This window comes from Paraburkholderia azotifigens, from assembly GCF_007995085.1.
Taxonomy (GTDB): Bacteria; Pseudomonadota; Gammaproteobacteria; order Burkholderiales; family Burkholderiaceae; genus Paraburkholderia; species Paraburkholderia azotifigens.
The window spans coordinates 1487732-1513250 of sequence record NZ_VOQS01000003.1; the positions used below are offsets into that span (position 1 = coordinate 1487732).

General features: G+C 63.6%; 24 protein-coding genes and 1 pseudogene. 22 read left to right on the top strand and 3 right to left on the bottom strand.

All coding sequences use genetic code 11. The annotated features are described in order from the left end of the window. Window positions 1-2: 2 nt before the first annotated feature. From prpB to FRZ40_RS23915, 3 genes are all read right to left on the bottom strand, one after another. Window positions 3-914, bottom strand: a complete 912-nt coding sequence (gene prpB, locus FRZ40_RS23905) for a methylisocitrate lyase (RefSeq protein ID WP_028371452.1) — start codon at window positions 912-914, stop codon at window positions 3-5. Next, window positions 911-1933, bottom strand: a complete 1023-nt coding sequence (locus FRZ40_RS23910; protein WP_147235806.1) for an HpcH/HpaI aldolase/citrate lyase family protein — start codon at window positions 1931-1933, stop codon at window positions 911-913. Before FRZ40_RS23910 ends, prpB begins: the two co-directional genes overlap by 4 nt. 220 nt (window positions 1934-2153) lie before the next feature. Beyond that, the gene (locus tag FRZ40_RS23915; protein WP_028371450.1) at window positions 2154-3137 is read right to left on the bottom strand and encodes a malate dehydrogenase; all 984 of its coding nucleotides are present in this window, start codon (window positions 3135-3137) and stop codon (window positions 2154-2156) included. A gap of 560 nt (window positions 3138-3697) precedes the next feature. Between FRZ40_RS23915 and FRZ40_RS23920 the strand changes: the two genes are divergently transcribed. From FRZ40_RS23920 to FRZ40_RS24025, 22 genes and pseudogenes are all read left to right on the top strand, one after another. After that, window positions 3698-4498: a GntR family transcriptional regulator gene (locus FRZ40_RS23920; RefSeq protein WP_028371449.1), complete on the top strand. Its 801-nt coding sequence runs from the start codon at window positions 3698-3700 to the stop codon at window positions 4496-4498. A 152-nt stretch (window positions 4499-4650) separates the two neighbouring features. Then, on the top strand, window positions 4651-5067 hold the full coding sequence (sdhC, locus tag FRZ40_RS23925; RefSeq protein ID WP_147235807.1) for a succinate dehydrogenase, cytochrome b556 subunit: 417 nt from the start codon (window positions 4651-4653) through the stop codon (window positions 5065-5067). Window positions 5068-5070: 3 nt separating this feature from the next. Continuing rightward, window positions 5071-5439, top strand: coding sequence for a succinate dehydrogenase, hydrophobic membrane anchor protein (gene sdhD, locus FRZ40_RS23930; RefSeq protein ID WP_028370156.1), 369 nt, complete (start codon window positions 5071-5073; stop codon window positions 5437-5439). 4 nt (window positions 5440-5443) lie between these two features. Next, window positions 5444-7219: a succinate dehydrogenase flavoprotein subunit gene (gene sdhA / locus FRZ40_RS23935; protein ID WP_028370157.1), complete on the top strand. Its 1776-nt coding sequence runs from the start codon at window positions 5444-5446 to the stop codon at window positions 7217-7219. Between the two features lie 35 nt (window positions 7220-7254). After that, a complete protein-coding gene (locus FRZ40_RS23940) occupies window positions 7255-7959 on the top strand; it encodes a succinate dehydrogenase iron-sulfur subunit (protein WP_028370158.1) in 705 nt (234 codons plus the stop codon). Window positions 7960-8044: 85 nt separating this feature from the next. Next, window positions 8045-8314, top strand: coding sequence for an FAD assembly factor SdhE (locus FRZ40_RS23945; RefSeq protein WP_028370159.1), 270 nt, complete (start codon window positions 8045-8047; stop codon window positions 8312-8314). An 81-nt stretch (window positions 8315-8395) separates the two neighbouring features. Next, entirely contained in the window at window positions 8396-9697 is a 1302-nt protein-coding gene (gltA, locus tag FRZ40_RS23950) for a citrate synthase (protein WP_147235808.1), read from the top strand. 189 nt (window positions 9698-9886) lie between these two features. After that, window positions 9887-10072 (top strand): annotated as a pseudogene (locus tag FRZ40_RS46165) (YbiU family protein); the annotation flags it as partial. Between the two features lie 178 nt (window positions 10073-10250). Further along, window positions 10251-11660 carry a 3-isopropylmalate dehydratase large subunit gene (leuC, locus tag FRZ40_RS23960; RefSeq protein ID WP_147235809.1) on the top strand — a complete coding sequence of 470 codons (1410 nt, stop codon included), beginning with the start codon at window positions 10251-10253 and terminating at the stop codon, window positions 11658-11660. Window positions 11661-11667: 7 nt separating this feature from the next. Then, a complete protein-coding gene (locus FRZ40_RS23965) occupies window positions 11668-11820 on the top strand; it encodes an entericidin A/B family lipoprotein (protein WP_028370688.1) in 153 nt (50 codons plus the stop codon). 90 nt (window positions 11821-11910) lie between these two features. Beyond that, window positions 11911-12564 carry a 3-isopropylmalate dehydratase small subunit gene (gene leuD, locus FRZ40_RS23970; RefSeq protein ID WP_147235810.1) on the top strand — a complete coding sequence of 218 codons (654 nt, stop codon included), beginning with the start codon at window positions 11911-11913 and terminating at the stop codon, window positions 12562-12564. Window positions 12565-12612: 48 nt separating this feature from the next. Continuing rightward, on the top strand, window positions 12613-13680 hold the full coding sequence (gene leuB / locus FRZ40_RS23975; protein WP_028370690.1) for a 3-isopropylmalate dehydrogenase: 1068 nt from the start codon (window positions 12613-12615) through the stop codon (window positions 13678-13680). A gap of 299 nt (window positions 13681-13979) precedes the next feature. After that, complete coding sequence (asd, locus tag FRZ40_RS23980) at window positions 13980-15101, top strand: aspartate-semialdehyde dehydrogenase (RefSeq protein ID WP_028370691.1); 1122 nt, start codon at window positions 13980-13982, stop codon at window positions 15099-15101. A gap of 143 nt (window positions 15102-15244) precedes the next feature. Continuing rightward, complete coding sequence (locus FRZ40_RS23985) at window positions 15245-17617, top strand: FimV/HubP family polar landmark protein (RefSeq protein ID WP_147235811.1); 2373 nt, start codon at window positions 15245-15247, stop codon at window positions 17615-17617. Further along, window positions 17617-18420, top strand: coding sequence for a tRNA pseudouridine(38-40) synthase TruA (truA, locus tag FRZ40_RS23990; RefSeq protein WP_028370693.1), 804 nt, complete (start codon window positions 17617-17619; stop codon window positions 18418-18420). The genes FRZ40_RS23985 and truA overlap by 1 nt, the downstream gene beginning before the upstream one ends. Next, window positions 18417-19124, top strand: a complete 708-nt coding sequence (locus FRZ40_RS23995; protein WP_147235812.1) for a phosphoribosylanthranilate isomerase — start codon at window positions 18417-18419, stop codon at window positions 19122-19124. Before truA ends, FRZ40_RS23995 begins: the two co-directional genes overlap by 4 nt. A 60-nt stretch (window positions 19125-19184) precedes the next feature. Continuing rightward, entirely contained in the window at window positions 19185-20378 is a 1194-nt protein-coding gene (trpB, locus tag FRZ40_RS24000; protein WP_028370695.1) for a tryptophan synthase subunit beta, read from the top strand. Between the two features lie 11 nt (window positions 20379-20389). Next, window positions 20390-21310: a DNA-methyltransferase gene (locus tag FRZ40_RS24005; protein WP_147235813.1), complete on the top strand. Its 921-nt coding sequence runs from the start codon at window positions 20390-20392 to the stop codon at window positions 21308-21310. Window positions 21311-21341: 31 nt separating this feature from the next. Next, complete coding sequence (gene trpA, locus FRZ40_RS24010; protein WP_147235814.1) at window positions 21342-22157, top strand: tryptophan synthase subunit alpha; 816 nt, start codon at window positions 21342-21344, stop codon at window positions 22155-22157. Between the two features lie 82 nt (window positions 22158-22239). After that, complete coding sequence (accD, locus tag FRZ40_RS24015; RefSeq protein ID WP_028370698.1) at window positions 22240-23112, top strand: acetyl-CoA carboxylase, carboxyltransferase subunit beta; 873 nt, start codon at window positions 22240-22242, stop codon at window positions 23110-23112. A 123-nt stretch (window positions 23113-23235) separates the two neighbouring features. Then, complete coding sequence (gene folC, locus FRZ40_RS24020; protein ID WP_147235815.1) at window positions 23236-24546, top strand: bifunctional tetrahydrofolate synthase/dihydrofolate synthase; 1311 nt, start codon at window positions 23236-23238, stop codon at window positions 24544-24546. Between the two features lie 27 nt (window positions 24547-24573). Beyond that, complete coding sequence (locus tag FRZ40_RS24025; protein ID WP_028370700.1) at window positions 24574-25512, top strand: SPOR domain-containing protein; 939 nt, start codon at window positions 24574-24576, stop codon at window positions 25510-25512. The last annotated feature ends 7 nt before the right edge of the window (window positions 25513-25519 follow it).

A 25519-nucleotide genomic window follows, 5' to 3' on the forward strand; every position in this document is an offset into this window, starting at 1 on the left:
GCTTATTTATCCTGTTCGTTGCTTTTCGTGCTCTGGCTGAACAGCGCGTCGAGCTTCTGCTCGTACGCGTGATAGCCGATGCGATCGTACAGTTCTTCGCGCGTCTGCATCGTGTCGACGATACCTTTTTGCGTACCGTCGCGGCGGATCGCCGTGTAAACGTTTTCGGCGGCCTTGTTCATCGCGCGGAACGCCGACAGCGGATACAGCACCAGCGAAACATCCGCACCGCGCAGCTCTTCGACCGTGAACAGCGGCGTCGCACCGAATTCGGTGATATTCGCGAGCACGGGCACCTTCACGGCCTGCGCGAATTGCCGGTACATCGGCAGTTCCGTCATCGCTTCGGGGAAGATCATGTCGGCGCCCGCTTCGACGCAGGCCATCGCGCGGTCGATCGCCGATTGCAGGCCTTCGACGGCGAGCGCGTCCGTGCGCGCCATGATGACGAAGTCGGGATCGGTGCGTGCGTCGACGGCTGCCTTGATGCGGTCGACCATCTCGCCCTGCGACACGATCGCCTTGCCCGGCCGATGCCCGCAGCGTTTCGCGCCGACCTGGTCTTCGATATGCATTGCGCCCGCGCCGGCCTTGGTGAGGGCCTTGACGGTGCGCGCGATGTTGAACGCCGACGGGCCGAAACCCGTGTCGACGTCGACCAGCAGCGGCAGGTCGCAGACGTCGGTGATGCGGCGCACGTCGGTCAGCACGTCGTCGAGCGTCGAGATGCCCAGATCGGGCAAGCCGAGCGAGCCCGCCGCGACGCCGCCGCCCGACACGTAGATCGCCTTGAAGCCTGCGCGTTGCGCGAGCAGCGCGTGATTCGCGTTGATTGCGCCGACTACCTGCAACGGCTTCTCGGCGGCGACGGCTGCGCGGAAGGCCGCGCCCGCGGACGTGTGTGCTGTGCTCATGATGTGGATTCTCCCGTTGCGTTCGCGTCGTTCGGACCGAACAGCGGCGCGGCTTCGGCGGGCACGCTGCGGCCCGTCGAGCGGGCGCGGCGCAACACCGACCAGTAATAGCGGTAGCTCGCGCGATCGTGCAGCGTGTCTTTGTGACGCGTCGGACCCCATTGCGCGGACTGCGCGGCGAGCAGGATTTCAGTCGCGGTCGCGATCTCGTCGTCGCGCGGCGCGAAGGCCGATACGATCGCCGGAATCTGCGCCGGGTGAATGCTCCACATGCGCGTGTAGCCGAACTCGTTGCGCGCGCGCAGCGCGTCGTTCGCCACCACGTTCATGTCGCGCACTTCCGTCGACACGTTGTGCGACGGCACCTTGCCATGCGCGTGGCAGGCGGCCGAAATCTCGAGCTTCGCGCGCCGCACGAGCGGATGATCGAACTGGCCGGGCGAGCGCATGGCCGTGTCGGGAATCGCGCCGTCGTGCGCGGAGACGAAGTCCATCAGGCCGAAGCTCAGCGACTCGACGGCGGGCAGCGCGGCGAGATCGAACACGCGCGTCAACGCGCCATGCGTTTCGACGAGCAGTTGAACGGGAACGGGCTTCGCGATGCCGAACTCACGGCGCGTCGCCTCGATGAACGCGCACATTTCGGCGGCATCGGGCACGTTGCGCACTTTCGGCAGCATGATGAACGCGGGCGCGCGCTTCGCGGCGCGCAGGATGAGGCGCACGTCGTCGCGCCAGTGCGCATGGTTGAAGTCGTGAATCCGCACGCCGACGCGGCCGAAGCGGTCGTGCTCGCTGCCGAGCAGCGACGCGACGAGTTCGGCGTGCTCCGCCTCGCGGCCCACTTGCGCGCCGTCTTCGCAATCCAGCGTGATGTCGAAGACAGGCCCGAGCTCCTGTTGCAGGGCGAGCGATTTGAGCATCAGCTTCTCGCTGCCCGCGTAATGGTCGCAGGCAGGCAGCACGGTCGGCGGCGCTTCGCCGTCAAACAGGACTTCGGCGGGAGTCAATGCACGCATTCTCGGCGTCTGGGGCGTGGGTACTGTCTGGTAATTCCGATTCGGGCGCGTTCTGGTGCTTCCTGGCTGCGACGTGTCGCAGATCGAATCAAAACGCGCTCGGATCAGCGGTGAACAGCTGTATGCGGCTTGTCGCGCAAGCCGTCATGCAGGCTGTCAAACGCAAAAAACCGGAACCCGTCGCATGGCAACGGAGTCCCGGTCTCTCTGCATCCGGCGCTTAGCCGAGCAGGTGCTGAACGCCGTCGCGCTCTTCGAGCAGCTCGTTCAGCGTATTGTCCATCTTCTCGCGCGCGAACGCGTCGATCTGCAGGCCTTCGACGCGCTTGTACTCGCCGTTTTCGCACGTCACGGCGACGCCGTAGACGATGTCTTCGGGGATGCCGTACGAGCCGTCCGACGGAATGCCCATCGTCACCCACTTGCCGTTGGTGCCGAGCACCCAGTCACGCACGTGGTCGATTGCAGCGTTGGCCGCCGAAGCTGCCGACGACAGGCCGCGCGCTTCGATGATCGCCGCGCCGCGCTTGCCGACCGTCGGGATGAACGTGTTGCGGTTCCATTCTTCGTCGTTGATCAGCTTGGTCAGATCCTGGCCTTCTGCCGTTGCGACGCGGAAATCCGGGTACATCGTCGGCGAGTGGTTGCCCCACACGACGAGCTTTTCGATCGACGAAACCGGCTTGCCCGACTTCGCAGCCAGTTGCGACAGCGCGCGGTTGTGGTCCAGACGCAGCATGGCCGTGAAGTTTTTCTTCGGCAGGTCCGGTGCCGACTTCATCGCGATGTACGCGTTCGTGTTCGCCGGGTTGCCGACGACCAGCACCTTCACGTCGCGGCTTGCCACTTCGTTCAGCGCCTTGCCTTGCACCGTGAAGATTTCGGCGTTGGCCGACAGCAGATCCTTGCGCTCCATGCCCTTCGAACGCGGGCGTGCACCGACCAGCAGCGCGACGTCGGCGTCCTTGAACGCAACCTTGGGATCGTCAGTGACCACGACACCCGCGAGCAGCGGGAACGCGCAGTCTTCGAGTTCCATCACGACGCCTTTGACGGCGGCTTGCGCTTGCGGCAGGTCCAGCAGTTGCAGGATGACCGGCTGATCCTTGCCGAGCATGTCGCCATTGGCGATGCGGAACAGCAGGGAGTAACCGATTTGACCTGCGGCGCCGGTGACGGCAACGCGCTTTGCGGGCTTAGCCATTGAGAAATCTCCAGGACGATGCGTTGAACGCTAGGGAAAACGCCATTCTATATGCGCGTTACGCGAAGCGTGGTTTAAGCACGGCGAATTCGTTTGCGCGAGCCCTGCAGGCGGTCCGGAGAAGGCCAGAAGACACGCAGCCGGCGAAGCCGCCGTACCGGATAATCTGTGCTGCCGAGCGTGGGGAGGGCGGATGCCTGTAACGTTCCGTGCGGGCGCGGACGCCACGATCGACGCAACTTCGGGCCGCTGCATGGCGCGGGCTCCTGCAAACAGCGCGTTTCGGCGGGGCATTGCGGCGTACGTGTCGGGCAATGCAGGGCGAAGCGAAACCTGAACTGCGTGAGGGAACAGCGTGATGCAGGGTGGCCTTTCGGTGCATCACGCCGTTGACATAAAGCGGTGTCAAAAATGCGTGGCACAACCCGCAAACCCTTGCTCGCCAAGGAGTGTAGAAGTCGGGCGACACAAAGTCAACCGTATCATATGTCTTATATAAGACATAATTATTGCGGTAAAAAATCTGGACGGCGCGAGGCGCTTTGTGTTGAAATGCGCGCATGAATTCGAACCCGGCCAGCACAGCAAACCCTCCCGGCGCGTCGGGCGCGGGTGACGCTGCGTCTGCCTCCGCGCCGGCTCCGTCTCCGACCTTCAGCCCTCTCTATCAGCAGATCAAGGCGCTCATTACGCAGAGCCTCGAGACGGGCGAGTGGAAGCCCGGCGAGATCATTCCTAGTGAAGTCGAACTGGCCGCGCGTTACAAGGTCAGTCAGGGAACCGTGCGCAAGGCGATCGACGAACTCGCCGCGGACAACCTGCTGGTGCGCCGTCAGGGTAAAGGCACCTTTGTTGCTACGCACAACGAAGAGCGCGCGCAGTTTCGCTTTCTCCGTCTTCTCGCCGACGACGGCGCCGAACATCCGCACATCAGCCGGCTGCTCGAATGCCGGCGCTTGCGTGCGTCGGCGGACATCGCGCGGCAGCTGGATCTGAAGCCGGCCGATCCCGTCGTGCTGATCAAGCGACTTTTGACATTCGACGGCGAAGACACCGTGCTCGATGAAATCTGGCTGCCGGGCGGCGTGTTTCGCGGACTGACGCTCGAGCGCCTGTCGGAGTACAAGGGTCCGCTCTATGCGATGTTCGAAACCGAGTTCGGCACGCGCATGATCCGCGCGTCGGAGAAGATTCGCGCCGTGGCCGCGGACCCGGCCGTCGCAGATCTTCTGCACGTGCCGGCAGGATTTCCGTTGCTGTCCGTAGAGCGCGTGTCCTATACCTATGGTGACCGTCCCGTTGAAGTTCGTCGAGGATGGTATGTCACGACCGGGTATTACTATCAAAACGATTTGAGTTGAACGAAGAGGCGTTGCCGTGGGCTTGCGGCAAGGCTTGCAAGTGCCTTGATGCGTGCTTCGCGGCGCGCTTTCTCGAGCAGTGTTACGCTGCAGCGCGAAAAGAAAAGGCGCTAAAATTGCGGATTAGTGTGACTACATAGTAGGGGTCTAGCATGGCAGAAGCCGTAAAAAAACCGAGGCCGGAATTCCGGAACATCGGTATCGGGCAGATATTGACGGCATACCGTCTCCCGCTGGCGGGGCGCGTGTCGATTCTCCACCGCGTGAGCGGCGGGCTGCTGTTCATCTTCCTTCCGTTCCTGCTTTACCTCTTCGACCAGAGCCTGACTTCGGAACTGAGCTTCGAGGTGTTCAAGGGCTTCCTGTCCAACATCATCGTCAAGCTGATCACGCTGGTGCTGGCGTGGGCGTTCCTGTTCCACTTCTGCGCGGGCGTGCGCCATCTGCTGATGGACATGAACCACGACGCCGTCACGAAGGAACGCGGCAAGAACACGTCGGTGGTCGTGCTCGCCGTGTCGTCGATCCTGACGATCGCCTTCGCGCTCAAACTGTTCGGAGCTTTCTAAAACATGTCCGCAAATAACCGGGTTGGCTCGAAGCGCCTCGTCGTGGGCGCGCACTACGGTCTGCGCGACTGGCTCGCGCAGCGCATCACGGCCGTGATCATGGCCGTCTACACCGTCATCCTGCTCGCATGGTTCTTCGGCGCGCAGGCATTCTCTTACGACGGCTGGGCGGGCATCTTCGCCACGCAATGGATGAAGCTGGCCACGTTCGTCACGCTGCTGTCGCTGTTCTATCACGCGTGGGTCGGCGTGCGCGACATCTGGATGGACTACATCAAGCCCGTGGGCACGCGGCTTCTGCTGCAGGCGCTGACGATCGTCTGGCTGCTCGCGTGTGCGGGCTACGCTGCGCAGATTCTCTGGAGAGTGTAAAAGCATGGTTGCAATCAAGAATTCCCTGCCGCGTCGCAAGTTCGATGTGGTGATCGTCGGCGCGGGCGGCTCGGGGATGCGCGCCTCGCTGCAGCTTGCGCGCGCGGGCCTCTCCGTGTGCGTGCTCTCGAAGGTGTTCCCGACGCGTTCGCACACCGTCGCCGCACAGGGCGGCATCGGCGCCTCGCTCGGCAACATGAGCGAAGACAACTGGCACTACCACTTCTACGACACGATCAAGGGCTCCGACTGGCTCGGCGACCAGGACGCGATCGAGTTCATGTGCCGCGAAGCACCGAACGCCGTCTACGAACTGGAACACTTCGGCATGCCGTTCGACCGCAACGCGGACGGCACGATCTACCAGCGTCCGTTCGGCGGCCACACGGCGAACTACGGCGAGAAGCCCGTGCAGCGCGCGTGCGCGGCCGCTGACCGTACCGGCCACGCCCTGCTGCACACGCTGTACCAGCAGAACGTCGCGGCGAAGACCACTTTCTTCGTCGAGTGGATGGCGCTGGACCTGATCCGCGACGCCGACGGCGACGTGCTCGGCGTGACCGCGCTCGAAATGGAAACGGGCGACGTCTATATCCTCGAAGGCAAGACCACGCTGTTCGCCACGGGCGGCGCGGGCCGGATCTTCGCGGCGTCGACCAATGCGTTCATCAACACGGGCGACGGCCTCGGCATGGCCGCCCGCGCGGGCATCCCGCTCGAGGACATGGAATTCTGGCAATTCCACCCGACGGGCGTGGCGGGCGCGGGCGTGCTGATCACGGAAGGCGTGCGCGGCGAGGGCGGCATTCTGCGCAACTCGAACGGCGAGCGCTTCATGGAGCGCTACGCGCCGACGCTGAAGGATCTGGCGCCGCGCGACTTCGTCTCGCGCTCGATGGACCAGGAAATCAAGGAAGGCCGTGGCGTGGGTCCGAACAAGGACCACGTGCTGCTCGACCTGTCGCACATCGGCGCCGAGACGATCATGAAGCGTCTGCCGTCGATCCGCGAAATCGCGCTGAAGTTCGCGAACGTCGACTGCATCAAGGAGCCGATTCCCGTCGTGCCGACCATCCACTACCAGATGGGCGGCATTCCGACGAACATCCACGGTCAGGTGGTTGGCACCGCGAAGGGCCACGAAGACCCGATCAACGGCTTCTATGCCGTGGGCGAATGCTCGTGCGTGTCGGTGCACGGCGCGAACCGTCTGGGCACGAACTCGCTGCTCGACCTGGTGGTGTTTGGCCGCGCGGCGGGCAACCACATCGTCAAGCATGTGAAGGAAATCAAGGATCACAAGCCGCTGCCGGCTGATGCCGCCGATTTCGCGCTCTCGCGTCTGGCGAAGCTCGACAGCTCGAGCTCGGGCGAATACGCGCAAAACGTGGCCAACGACATCCGTTCGACGATGCAGAAGCACGCGGGCGTGTTCCGCACGTCGGCGCTGCTGGCCGAAGGCGTCGAGCGCATTCGCGAAGTGGCCGCACGTGTGGGCAACATCCACCTGAAGGACAAGTCGAAGGTGTTCAACACGGCGCGCGTGGAAGCGCTCGAAGTGGAGAACCTGATCGAGGTGGCGCGCGCGACGATGGTGTCGGCCGAGGCGCGCAAGGAAAGCCGTGGCGCGCACGCGCAGAACGACTTCGAACATCGCGACGACGAGAACTGGCTGCGCCATACGCTGTGGTACAGCGAAGGCGACCGCCTCGACTACAAGCCGGTGCACATGAACCCGCTGACGGTCGAATCGGTGCCGCCGAAGGCACGAACCTTCTAAGCGCGTAGCTTCCAAAGCACAAAGGACCCCACACAATGGCCAAGCGTACATTCGAAATCTACCGCTACGACCCGGACAAGGACGCCGCGCCGCGCATGCAGACGTACGAGCTCGAGATCGACTCGCACGAGCGCATGCTGCTCGACGCGCTGGTGAAGCTCAAGGCACTGGACGAGACGCTGTCGTTCCGGCGCTCGTGCCGCGAGGGCGTGTGCGGCTCGGACGCGATGAACATCAACGGCAAGAACGGTCTGGCGTGTCTGACGAACCTGAACGATCTGCCGCAGAAGATCGTGCTGCGTCCGCTGCCGGGGCTGCCCGTGGTGCGCGACCTGATCGTCGACATGACGCAGTTCTTCAACCAGTATCACTCGATCAAGCCGTTCCTGATCAACGACACGCCGCCGCCGGAGAAAGAGCGTCTGCAGTCGCCGGAACAGCGCGACGAGCTCGACGGGCTGTACGAGTGCATTCTGTGCGCGAGCTGCTCGACGTCGTGCCCGAGCTTCTGGTGGAATCCGGACAAGTTCGTGGGCCCGGCGGGCCTGCTGCAGGCCTATCGCTTCATCGCGGACAGCCGCGACGAGGCGACGGGCGAGCGGCTGGACAACCTGGAAGATCCGTACCGTCTGTTCCGTTGCCACACGATCATGAACTGCGTCGACGTGTGCCCGAAGGGTCTCAACCCGACGAAGGCGATCGGCAAGATCAAGGAATTGATGGTGCGCCGGACGGTCTGAGATGAACAACCCCCACGCTCTCTGGCGTTCGCTGCCCCCCGAGGGGGCGGTCAGTCCGCTCGGGAGCGGCCCTTCGCGTACTGACATGGACGAGCTACATCAGTCCGACCCCCTTCGCCGCGCGCGCCTACGCTGGCGTGCGCGGCGCGGCCTGCTGGAAAACGATCTGATCTTCGAACGTTTTTTCAGCCGATATGAGCATGATCTCAGTGATGCGGACGTGGGCGCGCTCACGCGCCTGCTCGAACTGAGCGATAACGACCTGATGGACTTGCTGCTCGCACGCAAGGAACCGGAAGGCGACCTCGCCGACGCGGATGTCAGGCGGGTGCTGGAGATGCTGCGTACGGTGTGAGCTTTGCCCGTATGCAGGTGAGTTTGATCCAGGCGTGCAATTATCGAAACCCTGTTTCCATACTTCGATTGAGGATGTGCTATGACCCCGTCAGATGTTAAAGCCACGCTATCGTTCAGCGATAACTCGCCGAGCGTTGAAATGCCGATTTACAAGGGCACGATGGGCCCGGATGTGATCGACATCCGTAAGCTGTACGGTCAGACCGGCAAGTTCACGTACGATCCGGGCTTCATGTCGACGGCGTCGTGCAACTCGGCGATCACCTACATCGACGGTGACAAGGGCGAGCTGCTGTACCGCGGCTTCCCGATCGACAACCTCGCGCAAAACGCCGACTTCCTCGAAACGTGCTATCTGCTGCTGAAGGGCGAACTGCCGAACCAGGCGCAGAAGGACGAGTTCGTGAAGACGGTCACGAACCACACGATGGTTCACGAGCAGATGCAGTTCTTCTTCCGTGGCTTCCGCCGCGACGCGCACCCGATGGCGATTCTCGTCGCTGCAGTCGGCGCGCTGTCGGCGTTCTACCACGACTCGCTCGACATCACGAACCCGCGTCACCGCGAAGTGTCGGCGATCCGCATGATCGCGAAGCTGCCCACGCTCGTCGCGATGGCGTACAAGTACTCGATCGGCCAGCCGTTCGTGTATCCGCAGAACAATCTGTCGTACAGCGCGAACTTCATGCGCATGATGTTCTCGAACCCGTGCGAAGAGTACAAGGTCAACGAAGTGCTGGTCCGCGCACTGGACCGCATCCTGATCCTGCACGCTGACCACGAACAGAACGCGTCGACGTCGACGGTGCGTCTGGCAGGCTCGTCGGGCGCGAATCCGTTTGCGTGTATCGCTGCCGGTATCGCATGTCTGTGGGGCCCGGCGCACGGCGGCGCGAACGAAGCCGCGCTGAACATGCTCGAAGAAATCGGCTCGGTCGACAACATTCCTGAGTTCATCAAGCAGGTGAAGGACAAGAACTCGGGCGTGAAGCTGATGGGCTTCGGTCACCGCGTCTACAAGAACTACGACCCGCGTGCGAAGCTGATGCGCGAAACCTGCTACGAAGTGCTGAACGAACTGGGCCTGCACGACGACCCGCTGTTCAAGCTCGCCATGGCGCTCGAAAAGATCGCGCTGGAAGACGAATACTTCGTGTCGCGCAAGCTGTACCCGAACGTCGACTTCTACTCGGGCATCGTGCAGCGCGCGCTCGGTATCCCGACGTCGATGTTCACGTGTATCTTCGCGATGGCACGTACGGTTGGCTGGATCGCGCAATGGAACGAAATGATCGCCGATCCCGAGCAGAAGATCGGCCGTCCGCGTCAGCTGTTCATCGGCGAAACGGCGCGCGAAGCGAAGCCGATCGCTCAGCGCTAAGCAAAAAAGCGCGAAGGGCGCGTCAGCGCTCTACGCTTGCGTTGAACGCATCGAGTGAAACACCCCGACGGTCCGCCGTTGGGGTGTTTTGTTTTTGAGGCGCGTCTGTCTCATTTCCTGCGCGTCCGGTGTGTCGCTTTCACGCGTTCCAGAGAGGGCGGACGGATATCGAGCGCGGGTCGCGATACGTCGGCGGGCGGATGTCCATGTGATTGGAAGAAGGAGGCATATCTGAAGCGCCAGCTGCCACGCTTCGTGCGCGGAGAGAGCCCGCCGGACTTTCCGTCCGAACATTTCGAAACCGGCTTCACCGGCCGCGCGACGGAAAGCGACCTGACGCCGCTCGGCCGCGCGCAACCCGGTTTCGATCTGTGATGTGAGCGTCCGGAACGCGTGAAGCTCACCTCGGGTAGTGTCGATACAGGTATCGGCACTACCACCCAACCCCATGTTTTTTATCGGTTTTCTCGATGCGTGGTGAGCCTGGAAAGCCAACTGCGTGGCATAATCGACCGGACACGAACTGCCCGTTGTCATTACAACCCCGCATACCATGGCACAGACTCTCTACGACAAATTGTGGAACACGCACGTGGTCCACACGGAAGAAGACGGCACGACTATTCTCTACATCGACCGTCAACTGCTGCATGAAGTGACCAGCCCGCAGGCCTTCGAAGGGCTGAAGATGGCGGAGCGCCCCGTGTGGCGCCTCAGCGCGAATCTGGCGGTGTCGGACCACAACGTGCCGACCACGGATCGCAGCCACGGCATCGCCGATCCCGTGTCGAAGCTGCAGGTCGATACGCTCGACGCGAACTGCGACGCGTTCGGCATCACGCAGTTCAAGATGAACGACCTGCGTCAGGGCATCGTTCACATCATCGGGCCGGAGCAGGGCGCGACACTGCCGGGCATGACGATCGTCTGCGGCGACTCGCACACGTCCACGCACGGCGCGTTCGGCGCGCTGGCGCACGGCATCGGCACGTCGGAAGTCGAGCACGTGCTGGCCACGCAAACGCTTCTGCAGAAGAAGAGCAAGAACATGCTCGTGAAGGTGGAAGGCCAGTTGCCGCGCGGCTGCACCGCGAAGGACATCGTGCTCGCCATCATCGGCAAGATCGGCACGGCGGGCGGCACGGGCTATGCCATCGAATTCGGCGGTTCGACCATTCGCGCGCTGTCGATGGAAGGCCGCATGACCGTCTGCAACATGGCGATCGAAGCGGGCGCGCGCGCCGGCATGGTCGCCGTCGACGACACGACTGTCGATTACCTGAAGGGCCGTCCGTACTCGCCGCAAGGCGTCGAGTGGGACCAGGCCGTCGGATACTGGAAGCAGTTCAAGTCCGACGAAGGCGCGCAGTTCGATCGCGTGGTCGAGCTGAACGCTGCCGAGATCGTGCCGCAAGTCACGTGGGGCACGTCGCCGGAAATGGTCACGTCCATCGACGGGCGCGTGCCGGATCCGGAAAAAGAAAAAGACCCGGTGAAGCGCGGTGCGATGGAGCGCGCGCTGCAATACATGGCGCTCGAACCGAATCTGCCGATCGAATCGATCAAGCCGGACAAGATCTTCATCGGCTCGTGCACGAACGCGCGCATCGAAGACATCCGCGCCGCCGCGTGGGTTGTCAAGAAACTCGGCCGCCGCATCGCGTCGAACATCCGTCTCGCGATGGTCGTGCCGGGCTCGGGTCTCGTGAAGGCGCAAGCCGAACGCGAAGGTCTCGACAAGGTGTTCAAGGAAGCGGGCTTCGAATGGCGCGAGCCGGGCTGCTCGATGTGTCTTGCGATGAACGCCGACCGCCTCGAGCCGGGCGAGCGTTGCGCGTCCACGTCGAACCGCAACTTCGAAGGCCGTCAGGGCGCGGGCGGACGCACGCACCTCGTGAGTCCCGCGATGGCTGCGGCTGCCGCCATCGAAGGGCATTTCGTCGACATTCGCAAGCTGGGATGAACCCAACATGAACATTGATCGCATCGCATTTCTGCGCCGATTCGCACTCGCGACGCTTGCCGGGCTTCTGCTCGGTCTCGCCGGATGCAACACGGTGCACGGCTTTGGCGAAGACCTGCAGCATCTGGGCGGGTCGATCAGCGACAAGGCGGCAAAGTAAGCGGTTTTTGATTCGCCGGACGGCGTGAGTGACCTGCGCGGTCATGCAAGCGTAAAGCCCGCCCTCCGGCTTCGAACAGGCTAAAGCGTCATGGAAAAATTCATCGTACACACCGGCGTCGTGGCGCCGCTCGATCGCGAGAACGTCGACACGGACGCGATCATTCCGAAGCAGTTCCTCAAGTCGATCAAGCGCACCGGCTTCGGCCCCAACGCGTTCGACGAATGGCGTTATCTCGATCACGGCGAACCGGGCCAGGACAACTCGAAGCGTCCGCTGAATCCGGATTTCGTGCTGAACCAGCCGCGCTATCAGGGCGCGTCGGTACTGCTCACGCGTCAGAACTTCGGCTGCGGCAGCTCGCGCGAACATGCGCCGTGGGCGCTGCAGCAGTACGGCTTTCGCGCGATCATCGCGCCGAGCTTCGCGGACATCTTCTACAACAACTGCTTCAAGAACGGTCTGCTGCCCATCGTGCTGACGGAACAGCAGGTCGATCATCTGTTTAACGAAACCTTCGCGTTCAACGGCTTCCAGCTGACCGTCGATCTGGAAAAGCAGGTCGTGCGCACGACGGACGGCGCCACCGAATATCCGTTCGACGTCGCCGGGTTCCGCAAGTACTGCCTGCTGAACGGCTTCGACGACATTGGCCTCACGCTGCGTCACGCGGACAAGATTCGCCAGTACGAAGCCGAGCGTATCGCGAAGCAGCCGTGGCTGAACAATCGCCTCGTGCGCTGAACGCTCATCGCGCGTCTGAAGCCTGATAGAAACCAACAAGGAACAAGCATGAAGATCGCAGTGTTGCCGGGCGACGGCATCGGCAAGGAAATCGTCAAGGAAGCAGTCAAGGTGCTGAACGTGCTCGGCGAAAAGTTCGAGCTCGAAGAAGCACCCGTCGGCGGCGCGGGTTACGAGGCGGCAGGCCATCCGCTGCCGGAAGCCACGCTGAAGCTCGCGAAGGAAGCGGACGCGATCCTGTTCGGCGCCGTCGGCGACTGGAAATACGATTCGCTCGAACGCGCGCTGCGCCCGGAACAGGCGATTCTCGGTCTGCGCAAGCATCTGCAGCTGTTCGCGAACTTCCGTCCGGCCATTTGCTATCCGCAATTGACGGGCGCGTCGTCGCTGAAGGAAGAGATCGTGTCGGGCCTCGATATTCTGATCGTCCGCGAACTGAACGGCGACATCTACTTCGGCCAGCCGCGCGGCGTGCGTCAGGCGCCGGACGGCCTGTTCGAAGGCGCGAAGGAAGGCTTCGACACGATGCGTTATGCGGAGCCCGAAGTGCGCCGCATCGCGCACGTCGCTTTCCAGGCAGCGCAAAAGCGCGGCAAGAAGCTGACGTCGGTGGATAAAGCCAATGTGCTCGAAACGTCGCAGTTCTGGAAGGACATCATGATCGACGTGTCGAAGGAGTATGCGGACGTCGAGCTGTCGCACATGTACGTCGACAACGCGGCGATGCAGCTCGTGAAGGCGCCGAAGTCGTTCGACGTGATCGTCACGGGCAACATGTTCGGCGACATTCTGTCGGACGAAGCGGCCATGCTGACGGGCTCGATCGGCATGCTGCCGTCGGCTTCGCTCGACAAGAACAACAAGGGTCTGTACGAGCCGTCGCACGGTTCGGCGCCGGACATCGCGGGCAAGGGCATCGCCAATCCGCTCGCCACGATTCTTTCGGCAGCAATGATGCTGCGTTATTCGCTGAACCGCGCCGAGCAGGCCGACCGCATCGAAAACGCCGTGAAGAAGGTGCTGGAGCAGGGCTATCGCACGGGCGACATCCTCACGCCGGGTTGCAAGCAGGTCGGCACGGAAGCGATGGGCGACGCTGTGATCGCCGCGCTGTAATTTTTTGCTGGAATCCGCGTGAATCGGCTCATTTAGGGCTTGATTCACGCAAATCGCGGCGCGTGCGCCGCACAAAACGGGTTTTCGTGTAGACTCTGCTGATGGCGACGATTCCTCAAATCACCTCGATTTCGACACTGCGCGGCAAAACGGCCCGCGTGGTTGCGCTCGCCATTACCATCAAAACGATTACCCCGAAAACGATCACGAAGCGCTGATCGTCCGTCGTGCCCGCCCATCTTCCCCGCGCGGTCACGCCGGGCAAAGTTGCGGGGAAGTGTCCACTCGAAGGGTAAGTCATGAACGTAGGTCTCGTAGGTTGGCGCGGCATGGTCGGCAGCGTCCTCATGCAACGCATGCAGGAAGAACGCGATTTCGATCTGATCGAACCGGTGTTTTTCAGCACCAGCAACGCGGGCGGCAATGCGCCGTCGTTCGCCAAGAACGAGACCAAACTCAAAGATGCGACAAGCATCGACGACCTGAAGAAGTGCGACGCCATCATTTCCTGCCAGGGCGGCGACTACACGAACGAAGTGTTCCCGAAGCTGCGCGCAGCGGGCTGGGACGGTTACTGGATCGACGCGGCCTCGGCGCTTCGCATGAAGGATGACGCCGTCATCATTCTCGATCCCGTCAACCTCGACGTGATCAAGAACGCGCTGGTCAAGGGCCAGAAGAATTTCATCGGCGGCAACTGCACGGTCAGCCTGATGCTGATGGCGCTGGGCGGCCTGTTCCGCGAAAACCTCGTCGACTGGATGACGGCCATGACGTATCAGGCCGCATCGGGCGCGGGCGCGCAGAACATGCGCGAACTGCTGCAGCAGATGGGCACGCTGTACGGTTCGGCGAAGGAAGACCTCGCCGATCCGTCGTCGGCAATTCTCGACATCGACCGCCGCGTGCTGTCGGCCATGAACAGCGACCGCATGCCGACGGATCATTTTGGCGTACCGCTCGCCGGCTCGCTGATTCCGTGGATCGACAAGGATCTCGGCAACGGCATGTCGAAGGAAGAGTGGAAGGGCGGCTCGGAAACCAACAAGATTCTCGGCAAGCCGGCCATGGGCCAGCCGGGTTCGATCCCCGTCGACGGTCTGTGCGTGCGTATCGGCGCAATGCGCTGCCACTCGCAGGCGCTGACCATCAAGCTCAAGAAGGACGTGCCGCTCGACGAAGTGAACGGCATCCTCGCCTCGGCGAACGACTGGGTGAAGGTCGTGCCGAACGAGCGCGAAGCGTCGATCCGCGATCTGTCGCCGGCAGTCGTGACGGGCACGCTGACGGTTCCCGTCGGCCGTCTGCGCAAGCTGGCGATGGGTGGCGAATACCTGTCCGCATTCACGGTTGGCGACCAGCTTCTGTGGGGCGCTGCCGAGCCGCTGCGTCGTATGCTTCGCATTCTGCTCGACAAGTAAAGTAAACTAACGCGTTAGCTGATCGACGCGTTCAAAACTCCCAAAAGCGTCGCGATTTCGCGGCGCTTTTTTATTGTGCATTTCAGAATCTTGTCGCCAACACTTCTACGCATGCGCCGCACGACCGCGCACGAAAGGTCCCGATGACGGCCCGATTCCCTATTCTTCAAGCCGCCACACGTAGCGGCTCGCAGCGGATTGCGGCGGCTGTCGCAATCGCATTCGTCGGCGCGCTGTCGATCCCGGCCGGGAGCTACGCGCAGACTGCGGCCACGGGCGCGGCCAGCGCCGCTTCGGCCGCGAGCGCGCCGGCGGGCGTCAATGCCGGCGGCGCGCAATTCACCGTTCAGCCGGGGCAATCGTTGAACGACGCCGCGATTGCGATGACGCAATCGCACGATCGCACCGTGCTCGCGCGCGCGGCAAAGGCGATTTTCGACGCGAATCCTAATGCTTTCATGGGGCACGATCCGAGCCGTCTGAGGCTCGGTGCCGTCCTGAACCTGCCATCCGTCGATACTACGGGTGCGCCAGTCGGCGGGGCAGCGGCTGCTTCTGCGGCGTCTGATTCGGCCGCGCAGACTGCGGGCGGTAACGGTGCTTCTGCCGCGACGTCGTCTGCTGCACCGGCTGCTGGCGTGAGCGCTGCGGCTGGAGCGGGTGCATCGTCGGCGGCTGCGACGACAACGGCAACGGCAACGGCAACGGCAACGGCAACACCCGCCACGCAAGGCGCCAGCGCACCGGCGACAGCAGAGGCGACCTCTTCCACTCCCGCAGCCGGCGCGCAGCCGGCGAGCGGCGCTGCCGCTCCGTCGGCTTCCGCTGCGAGCGGCACGCATTCGTACACGGGATCCATCCAGGGCAGCGAGCCCGCCGCGACGTCGCCCAGTGCGCTCGCTGCAAACAACGGGCAGCCGGCGTCGCAGGCGCGTCCGTCGAGCTTGCAGCAGTTGCTGGCCCTGAAGAATCGCGTACTGATGGAATTGCAGAAGCACGGCATCGGCAAGCAGCCGGGCCCGAATGAAAACGGCGCGCCTGCAACGGCCGCGACGCAGCCTTCGAACGCGACGCCGGGCGCCAGCGCACCGGCTCACGCTGCGCCGTCAGCGGCACCGTCCACTAGCCAGCCGGCTGGAATCCCGCAGGAATATCTGGCTGCCGCGGGCATCGCCGGCGCTGCGCTCGTGGCGCTGCTGGCCGGTCTGACAATGCGCCGACGCCGGAAAGCTGCGCGTGTGCAGGAGGAGGCGAGCGCGGAAATTACGCGCGAGGATGAGACGCCGCCCGTCGTGCCCGCTGCTGCCGAGCCGTTTGCCGTTGCACCGCGCGACGAAGCGCCTTCGGCGGCGCAGACGCAGCCTGCACCGGAATCGCACGGTGTCAGCGCGCCCGCCGTGGCGGCTGCGGCCTACGAGGCAGCAGCAAGCTCGACCGGGCCGGAACACGAGACCGAAACCAACCCCAAGCCGGAAACGTTCCATACCGCGTCCGCCGAAGCCGCGCTTGACGCCGCCTCGACACTCGGCGCCGACGCGCTGCCGCGCGAATCGCTCGATCCGGCGCGTGAGGAAGCACGTGCCGTCGAAGCGGCAGAACTCGAACAGGCCGCCCGTGAACGGGAACTGACGCACAACGAAGCCGTGGCCGCGCCTTCCGCTGAACTGTCGCTCGATGAAACGCCGATCCACGAACCGGTCGAGCCGCATTTCGTCGAGCCGATCGGCGCGCCGCACGAGGAGCCGGGTGCGAAGTCGAAGCCCTTCGTGCTCGACCTCGGGCCAGCGGCCGGTTCGGCGCAGCTCGAGCCGACTTTCGAGCAGCCCATCGCGCCCGCCGCGCCGCCCATCCAGTTGAGCCATGTCGAGCCGGCTGCGCAGCACGAACAGCTGATCGAGCCACTGCCTGACACAGTCGGCGAGACGCACGCCGACACCGAAGATGAAGGCGAGGCAACGGAACCGAGTTCGCTGCCGCTCGGCGCGCCACCGCCGCTGGAACCCGCCGTGCCGGACGAATTCCCGCGCGAGGCCATGCGCGCGCTCGACAGCATCGACGATTTCGCGCTGCCGCCGCGCACCGAACCGTTCGCGTCGGCTGCGCCTGTCGTGACGACGCTGGGCTCGCTGGCGACGCAGCCCGTCGTCGCGCCCGAAATCACCGCGCAGCAGGCGGTGCCTTCGCATGCGCCGCAAGCGCCTGCTGCCGCCGATGAAATCATCGCCGGCACGGCGGGCGCGGCCGCCGTTGCGGGCCTGGGCGCGTCGCGCTTTGGCGCGTTGAAGCTCGATTTCGACCTCGAACTGCCGCCGTCGCCGGCGCAGGCCGTGCCTTCGTTCACGCCGGCCGAGATCGCGCGCATCGCTCGCAACAAGCTCGATCTCGCCGCGGAGTACATCGATCTCGGCGACGTGGTCGGCGCGCGGACGCTGATCAACGAAGTCATCGAGTCGAACGATGCCGACTCGCGCGCCGACGCTCGCGCGTTGCTGTCGACGCTCGCGCCGCTTTCGTGATGACGAGGATTGCGCTCGGCGTTCAGTACGACGGCGCCGCGTTTTGCGGCTGGCAGTCGCAGCCACACGGCAAGACGGTGCAGGACACGCTCGAACGGGCGCTGCGCGAGTTCGCGCTGACGCCGCTGCAGACGGTCGTCGCGGGGCGCACGGATACGGGCGTCCACGGTCTTGGGCAGGTTGTGCATTTCGATACGGAACTCGACCGCACGGACTTTTCGTGGGTGCGCGGCACGAATGCGTTCTTGCCGTCTACCGTCGCCGTGCAGTGGGCCAAGCCGATGTCCGAAGCGTTTCACGCGCGGTTTTCGGCTTTCGAGCGCACTTACTACTACGCGCTGTACGTGCATCCCGTGCGTTCGCCGATGCTCGCGACCCGCGCCGGCTGGATCCACACGCCGCTCGACGTCGACGCGATGCGCGAAGCGGCGGCCTGCCTGATCGGCGAACACGATTTCTCGGCGTTCCGGTCGTCGGAATGCCAGGCGAAGACGCCCGTCAAGCATCTGTATCAGATCGACATCCGGCCGCAGGGCGACTTCATCCATTTTCGCTTCCGCGCCAACGCGTTTCTGCATCATATGGTGCGCAACCTGATGGGCTGTCTCGTCGCAGTCGGCCGCGGGCGCTATCCCGCGACGTGGCTCGTGGAAGTCCTGCAGGGCCGCGACCGGAATCGCGCCGCGCCCACTTTCATGCCCGACGGGCTGTATCTTGCTCAAGTGGGCTATCCTGAGACGTTTGCCGTGCCTGCGCCGCAGGCGGGCAGCGTGCCGTGGAGTACCGTTTGGACCGACTCATGACTTCCGCCGACACCCAAACCGAAAACGTTTTGTCCGATGCCAGCGCCGTGCCGCGCCGCACGCGCATCAAGCTGTGCGGGCTTGGCAATGCCACCGACGTCGCCCATGCCATCGACCTGGGCGCCGATGCGATCGGCCTCGTGTTCTATCCGCCTAGCCCGCGCGCGCTTAGCGTGGCGCAGGCCGTCGAGATGACGCGCGATATCCCGCCGTTCGTGTCGGTAGTCGGGTTGTTCGTGAATCCAACGCCCGAGTGGTTCAGCGACGTCATCTGCAACGTGCCGCTGACGATGCTCCAGTTTCACGGCGACGAAACGCCCGAGCAGTGCGAAAAGCTGGCGGGTGTTGCGGGTTTGCCTTGGTTGCGCGCTTTGCGCGTTGCGGCTGATACTGAGCCGGCCGATTTGGTAAAATCGGCGCTTAACTATTCGGCCGCCAGTGGTCTCCTGTTCGACACGCATGTCGAGGGCTATGGCGGCGGCGGGAAGGTCTTCGATTGGTCACTTATTCCAGAAGAGCTCGCGCGTCGGGCCGTTTTGAGTGGTGGGTTGAACACGCAAAACGTACGTGATGCGATTCATCGTGTGCGCCCGTACGCGGTCGATGTCTCAAGCGGCATCGAAGTGTCTGGCGCAAAGGGCGTGAAGGATCACGCCCGGATGGCGGCGTTCGTGCGCGCGGTGCGCGACGCGGACGCCCGGTGATTTCCAGGCCGCGCTGTGCATCTGATGCGATGCGCGGCAAGCTGAGAAGAGTGACGGAATATGTACAACTTACCCGATGAACGTGGCCATTTCGGCCAATATGGCGGCGTCTTCGTCGCCGAAACGCTCGTGCACGCGCTTGACGAACTGCGCGATGCCTACGAGAAATTCTCCAAAGACCCGGACTTCATCGCCGAATACGAGCGCGAACTGAAGTACTTTGTCGGTCGTCCTTCCCCCGTTTATCACGCACAACGCTGGAGCGAACTGCTCGGCGGCGCGCAGGTTTATCTGAAGCGCGAAGACCTGAACCACACGGGCGCGCACAAGGTGAACAACGTGATCGGCCAGGCGCTGCTCGCGAAGCGCATGGGCAAGCCGCGCGTGATCGCGGAAACGGGCGCGGGCCAGCACGGCGTGGCGACGGCGACCATCGCGGCGCGCTTCGGCATGGAATGCATCGTGTACATGGGCGCGGAAGACGTGCGCCGCCAGGCTGCGAACGTCTACCGGATGAAGCTGCTCGGCGCGACCGTCGTGCCCGTCGAATCCGGCTCGCGCACGCTGAAGGACGCGCTGAACGAAGCGATGCGCGACTGGGTCACGAACGTCGAGAACACGTTCTACATCATCGGCACGGTGGCGGGTCCGCATCCGTATCCGATGATGGTGCGCGACTTCCAGCGCGTGATCGGCGACGAATGCAAGGTGCAGATGCCCGAACTGACGGGCCGTCAGCCGGATGCCGTGATCGCGTGCGTTGGCGGCGGTTCGAATGCGATGGGTATTTTTTATCCGTACATTGACGACAAATCGGTGAAGCTGATTGGCGTCGAGGCGGCCGGCGACGGCATCGACACGGGCCGTCACGCGGCGTCGCTGATCGGCGGCAGCCCGGGTGTGCTGCACGGCAACCGCACGTATCTGCTGCAGGACGAGAACGGCCAGATCATCGAGACGCATTCGGTGTCGGCGGGCCTCGATTATCCGGGCGTCGGTCCCGAGCACGCGTGGCTCAAGGACAGCGGACGCGCCGAATACGTCGGCATCACCGACGAAGAAGCGCTCAAGGCGTTCCACGACTGCTGCCGCATCGAGGGCATCATTCCCGCGCTGGAGTCGAGTCACGCGCTCGCGTACGCGGCGAAGCTCGCGCCGACCTTGCCGAAGGACAAAATCCTTCTGGTGAACCTGTCGGGCCGCGGCGACAAGGACATGCACACGGTCGCCGAGCGATCGGGCATCCAGTTCTGAGCCCCGCGACGATGCGCGACGAGTTCGAGGAGCCGCAGCCGCCCGCGCTGAATGGCGACGCCGAAGCCGGCGTCGCCGAGGCCGCGCAACGGCTGGATGCCGCGTCGTTGCTGGCCGTGCCGGCCGGCATCCAGCTCCTTAACCGCGATTTTCTGACCGATGCAGCGAACCTGCCGGACGGCTCGATCGATCTGATCGTCGCCGATCCACCCTATGGCCTTGGCAAGGACTATGGCAACGATTCGGACATGCGCTCGGGCGAGGATTTTCTCGCCTGGACGCGTGACTGGCTCGATCTCGCCATTCCCAAGCTCAAGCCGTCGGGTTCGCTGTACATCTTCTGCACGTGGCAGTACGCGCCGGAAATCTTCGTTTTTCTGAAGAGCAGGCTCCTGATGATCAACGAGATCATCTGGGACCGGCGCGTGCCGAGCATGGGCGGCACGACGCGCCGTTTCACGTCGGTGCACGACAATATCGGTTATTTCGCGGTGTCGAAAGACTACTTTTTCGACCTCGATCCCGTCCGCATCCCGTACGATGCCGTCACGAAGAAGGCGCGTTCGCGCAAGTTGTTCGAAGGAAGCAAGTGGCTGGAGCTCGGCTACAACCCGAAGGACGTCTGGTCCGTGTCCCGCCTGCATCGGCAGCATGCCGAGCGGGTCGATCACCCGACCCAGAAACCGCTCGAAATCGTCGAGCGGATGGTCTTGGCCAGTTGTCCGCCGGGTGGCCGCGTGCTCGATCCCTTCATGGGAAGCGGCACGACGGCCGTCGCTTGCGCCCGTCAGAAGCGCGAATTCGTCGGCTATGAGATCAACGAAAGTTACTGTGCAATAGCGCGAGAACGCGTCAGCCTGGCGGCAAATCCGCCTCCGCCCGTTCCTCGTCGCAGCAAGGCCGTCATCGCCGATCCAACGGCCCAGGCCTGACAGGCGCAGTTATCGACTTCGAGAAAATTCCATGTCCCGTATTCAATCCACGTTCGCGGCGCTGGCCGCGCAGGGCAAGAAAGGTCTGATCCCGTTCATGACCGCCGGCGATCCCGATCCGGCGCGCACGGTCGAGTTCATGCATGCACTCGCGAAGGGCGGTGCCGATGTCATCGAGCTCGGCGTGCCGTTCTCCGACCCGATGGCCGATGGTCCCGTGATCCAGCAGTCGTCGGAACGCGCGCTGGCGAAGGGCATGTCGCTCCGGCACGTGCTGGCCGACGTCAAGCGCTTCCGCGAAACCAACGACAAAACGCCCGTCGTGCTGATGGGCTACGCCAACCCGATCGAGCGCATGGGTGCCGATGCATTCGCCGCAGCGGCGAAAGATGCGGGCGTCGACGGCGTGCTGGTTGTCGACTATCCGCCGGAAGAATCAGCTAACTTCGCTGAAAAGATGAAGGCGGCCGGGATCGATCCAATTTTTCTGCTCGCGCCCACGTCGACGGACGAGCGGATCGCAGAGGTTGGTAAAATCGCGTCCGGTTACGTCTACTATGTATCGCTCAAGGGTGTGACGGGCGCTGCAAATCTGGACGTTTTGAGCATCGCGAGTAAAATCCCGGCCATCAAGTCGCGCGTACCGCTGCCGGTGGGCGTCGGTTTCGGCATTCGCGACGCGCAATCCGCGCGCGCTGTGGCCGAAGTATCCGATGCCGTCGTGATCGGCAGCCGTATCGTGCAATTGCTCGAAGAAGCAGCACCCGAATCCGCTGCCGCCAAACTGACGAACTTCATCAGCGAAATTCGTCAGTCACTCGACAGCATCGGCGCGACTGCCCGATAAACATCATTTTTGTCGCGGTTAGTATGACGGCGCAGTTTCTGCTGCGCCGTCGTTCGTATCGTGGACCCTGGAAGGAATCATCATGAGCTGGCTCGACAAACTGTTGCCGCCGAAAATCAAGCAAACCGACCCGAAGAGCCGCAAGGGCATTCCGGAAGGGCTGTGGATCAAGTGCCCGTCGTGCGAAGCGGTGCTGTACCGCAACGACGTCGAGGCCAATCTCCACGTCTGCCCGAAGTGCGACCACCATATGCGGATCGGCGCGCGCGAACGGCTCGACGGCTTGCTCGATCCGGAAGGCCGTTATGAGATCGGTCAGGAAATCCTGCCGGTCGACGCGCTGAAGTTCAAGGACAGCCGCAAGTATCCCGATCGCCTGAAAGAGGCGATGGACGAGACCGACGAAACCGACGCCATGGTGGTGATGGGCGGCGCGATCCACACGCTGCCGGTCGTCGTGGCGTGCTTCGAGTTCGCGTTCATGGGCGGCTCGATGGGTTCCGTGGTCGGCGAGCGCTTCGCGCGCGGCGCGCAGAATGCGCTCGAGCAGCAGGTGCCGTTCATCTGCTTCACTGCCTCGGGCGGCGCGCGGATGCAGGAAAGCCTGTTGTCGCTGATGCAGATGGCCAAAACCACCGCGATGCTGACCAGGCTTGCCGAAGCCAAGCTGCCGTTCATCTCCGTGCTGACCGACCCGACGATGGGCGGCGTGTCGGCAAGTTTCGCGTTCCTCGGTGACGTCGTGATTGCCGAGCCGAAGGCGCTGATCGGCTTCGCCGGCCCGCGCGTGATCGAGCAGACCGTGCGCGAAAAGCTGCCGGAAGGCTTCCAGCGCGCCGAATTCCTGTTGCAAAAGGGCGCGATCGACATGATCGTCGACCGCCGCAAGCTGCGCGAAGAACTCGCGCAACTGATGGCGCTGCTGACGCGCCAGCCGGCGGACGCAGTCGCCTAAACGTCTTGATGCCGCGCCTCCTGCCGCGCGGTGAGTCGGAAAAAGCCAACGCGCCGCGAGAAGGTTTCAAGCGGCGCGTTGTCATTTCTAGGATAATTCCGATCCGCACTGCCAGTTTTTCAGATGACCACTTTCCCCACTCTCGACGCGTGGCTCACGCACCTGGAATCCGCCCATCCCGTCGGTATCGACATGGGTCTTGCGCGTATCAGTAAGGTGCGCGACGCGTTGCAATTGTCGTTTGCGTGTCCGGTGATCACGGTCGGCGGGACGAACGGCAAGGGTTCCACCTGCGCGATTCTCGAATCGATCCTGCTGCGCGCCGGCTACAGCGTCGGCTGCCATACGTCGCCGCATCTGCTGTCGTTCAACGAGCGCGCGCGGATCAACGGCGAAATGGCGGCGGACGCGGACCTGTTGCCGCATTTCGAAGCGGTCGAAAAGGCGCGTCGCTCGCTGCCTGAGCCTGTTTCGCTGACTTATTTCGAGTTCACGACGCTCGCGATCATGCATCTGTTCGCGGAGCGCGGCCTCGACGCGGTGATTTTCGAAGTAGGGCTGGGCGGGCGTCTCGACGCCGTCAATATTCTCGATACCGATTGCGCGATCATCACCAGCATCGACATCGATCACACCGACTTCCTCGGCGATACGCGCGACAAAATTGCGTTCGAGAAAGCGGGTATTTTCCGAGCGGGCAAACCGGCCATCTGCGCCGACCCGGTTCCGCCGCAAACGCTGATCGATCACGCAGAGAAGATCGGCGCTGACTTGTGGCTGTTCGGACGCGATTTCCACTACGAAGCGCAGCCGGGCAACGAGCGACAGCAGTGGAGCTACATCGGACCGTCGATGCGCCGCTCCGCGCTCGCATATCCGGCGCTGCGCGGCGCGAATCAGCTGATCAACACGACGGCGGCGCTGGCGGGACTCGAAGCATTGCGCGACCGGCTGCCCGTGTCGGCGCAGGATATTCGCCTCGGGCTCGCGAACGTCGAACTGCCGGGGCGCTTCCAGGTGCTGCCTGGCAAGCCGTCGATCGTCCTGGATGTTGGCCACAATCCGCATGCGGCCGCCGTGCTGGGACAAAATCTCGGCAATATGGGCTATTTTCCGTACACATATGCGGTATTTGGCTCGATGCGAGACAAGGACATCGCGGGCGTGCTGAGCCATCTGAAGGGCGAGATCGATCACTGGAACGTGACCGATCTGCCGACGCCGCGGGCGGCGAGCGCTGAAGAACTGCACACCGCGTTGCGCGATGCGGGCGTCGCCGATGGCCCGGACAACAGCGTCCAGCGTTTCGCAACGCCTGCAGAAGCTTTCCAGGATGCGCTAAAACGAGCCTCCGAAAATGATAGAATCGTGGTTTTCGGCAGTTTCTATACGGTTGCAGGCGTGATGGCCTACCGTAAATCGCAGCAGCACTGAACGCGCGGGCCTCGAACCAAGCCATTCATGGGTATTTTCTCGTTCGGCAAGAAAGACGACGCACCTACGCGGCGCGGCGCAAATTCCAGTTCCAGTCGCGGTAGTCGTGCCGAGCGCGCTGAGCGCGCGGAACGGGTTGAACGGCGCAGCCGTCGCACGGAGCGTTCCGGCGACGCCGACGCGATGCTGCTCGACCCCACGCTCCCTGAAAAGCAGCGCGCGCGACGTCGCCTCGTCGGCGCGATTGCGCTGGTTATCGCAGCCGTCGTGATTCTGCCGATGGTGCTGGATTCGCATCCGAAGCCCGTCACCGACGACATTTCCATCGACATTCCGAATCGCCCCTTGCCGAAATCGCACGTGTCCGAAGACGCCGACACGCAAGCGGGCGTTGCACCGGACAATCCGGCCGCGCCTGAGGCTGCGCTGGCGGCTTCGGGGCTCGCTCCGGCGGCATCAAGTACGGCAGCGTCGGGCGCCGTCGCGTCGCAACGCGGCAGCGACAGCAAGAACGCCCCGATCGCGATGACGCCGGCGAAGCCGCAGGCACCCGCCGTCGTCGCGAACAACACGCCCACGCCGGCAGCCAAACCCGCGGCAAAGCCGCAGGCCGAAGCGAAGCCCGCGGCAAAACCTGAACAGAAACCCGCATCGACGCAAGCGACTCAGACGGCGCAAGCAGCGGCCTCGGGCGCCGAGACGGGCACACCCGCGGCGCCTCCGGGCAGCCGCTTCGCGGTCCAGTTGGGCGCGTTCCAGGACGACGCGAGCGCGCACACGTGGGCGAACAAGTTGAAAGCGGCGGGCGTGCCCGCATATACGGAGCGTCGCAAGCAGGCCGACGGCTCCACCCGCACCCTGTTGCGCGCCGGTCCGTTCGCGGATCGTGCGGCGGCGTCGGCGGCCATCGCGAAGGTGCGCGAGGCTGGTCTGTCGTCGGGTGCGAACAACGGCACTGCGCAGTAATCCGGCG

What these genes read in the sequence shown, in the direction of transcription:
- prpB (WP_028371452.1), bottom strand. Translation starts at nt 914, where the DNA reads ATGAGCACAGCACACACGTCCGCGGGCGCGGCCTTCCGCGCAGCCGTC.
- FRZ40_RS23910 (WP_147235806.1), bottom strand. Translation starts at nt 1,933, where the DNA reads ATGCGTGCATTGACTCCCGCCGAAGTCCTGTTTGACGGCGAAGCGCCG.
- FRZ40_RS23915 (WP_028371450.1), bottom strand. Translation starts at nt 3,137, where the DNA reads ATGGCTAAGCCCGCAAAGCGCGTTGCCGTCACCGGCGCCGCAGGTCAA.
- FRZ40_RS23920 (WP_028371449.1), top strand. Translation starts at nt 3,698, where the DNA reads ATGAATTCGAACCCGGCCAGCACAGCAAACCCTCCCGGCGCGTCGGGC.
- sdhC (WP_147235807.1), top strand. Translation starts at nt 4,651, where the DNA reads ATGGCAGAAGCCGTAAAAAAACCGAGGCCGGAATTCCGGAACATCGGT.
- sdhD (WP_028370156.1), top strand. Translation starts at nt 5,071, where the DNA reads ATGTCCGCAAATAACCGGGTTGGCTCGAAGCGCCTCGTCGTGGGCGCG.
- sdhA (WP_028370157.1), top strand. Translation starts at nt 5,444, where the DNA reads ATGGTTGCAATCAAGAATTCCCTGCCGCGTCGCAAGTTCGATGTGGTG.
- FRZ40_RS23940 (WP_028370158.1), top strand. Translation starts at nt 7,255, where the DNA reads ATGGCCAAGCGTACATTCGAAATCTACCGCTACGACCCGGACAAGGAC.
- FRZ40_RS23945 (WP_028370159.1), top strand. Translation starts at nt 8,045, where the DNA reads ATGGACGAGCTACATCAGTCCGACCCCCTTCGCCGCGCGCGCCTACGC.
- gltA (WP_147235808.1), top strand. Translation starts at nt 8,396, where the DNA reads ATGACCCCGTCAGATGTTAAAGCCACGCTATCGTTCAGCGATAACTCG.
- leuC (WP_147235809.1), top strand. Translation starts at nt 10,251, where the DNA reads ATGGCACAGACTCTCTACGACAAATTGTGGAACACGCACGTGGTCCAC.
- FRZ40_RS23965 (WP_028370688.1), top strand. Translation starts at nt 11,668, where the DNA reads ATGAACATTGATCGCATCGCATTTCTGCGCCGATTCGCACTCGCGACG.
- leuD (WP_147235810.1), top strand. Translation starts at nt 11,911, where the DNA reads ATGGAAAAATTCATCGTACACACCGGCGTCGTGGCGCCGCTCGATCGC.
- leuB (WP_028370690.1), top strand. Translation starts at nt 12,613, where the DNA reads ATGAAGATCGCAGTGTTGCCGGGCGACGGCATCGGCAAGGAAATCGTC.
- asd (WP_028370691.1), top strand. Translation starts at nt 13,980, where the DNA reads ATGAACGTAGGTCTCGTAGGTTGGCGCGGCATGGTCGGCAGCGTCCTC.
- FRZ40_RS23985 (WP_147235811.1), top strand. Translation starts at nt 15,245, where the DNA reads ATGACGGCCCGATTCCCTATTCTTCAAGCCGCCACACGTAGCGGCTCG.
- truA (WP_028370693.1), top strand. Translation starts at nt 17,617, where the DNA reads ATGACGAGGATTGCGCTCGGCGTTCAGTACGACGGCGCCGCGTTTTGC.
- FRZ40_RS23995 (WP_147235812.1), top strand. Translation starts at nt 18,417, where the DNA reads ATGACTTCCGCCGACACCCAAACCGAAAACGTTTTGTCCGATGCCAGC.
- trpB (WP_028370695.1), top strand. Translation starts at nt 19,185, where the DNA reads ATGTACAACTTACCCGATGAACGTGGCCATTTCGGCCAATATGGCGGC.
- FRZ40_RS24005 (WP_147235813.1), top strand. Translation starts at nt 20,390, where the DNA reads ATGCGCGACGAGTTCGAGGAGCCGCAGCCGCCCGCGCTGAATGGCGAC.
- trpA (WP_147235814.1), top strand. Translation starts at nt 21,342, where the DNA reads ATGTCCCGTATTCAATCCACGTTCGCGGCGCTGGCCGCGCAGGGCAAG.
- accD (WP_028370698.1), top strand. Translation starts at nt 22,240, where the DNA reads ATGAGCTGGCTCGACAAACTGTTGCCGCCGAAAATCAAGCAAACCGAC.
- folC (WP_147235815.1), top strand. Translation starts at nt 23,236, where the DNA reads ATGACCACTTTCCCCACTCTCGACGCGTGGCTCACGCACCTGGAATCC.
- FRZ40_RS24025 (WP_028370700.1), top strand. Translation starts at nt 24,574, where the DNA reads ATGGGTATTTTCTCGTTCGGCAAGAAAGACGACGCACCTACGCGGCGC.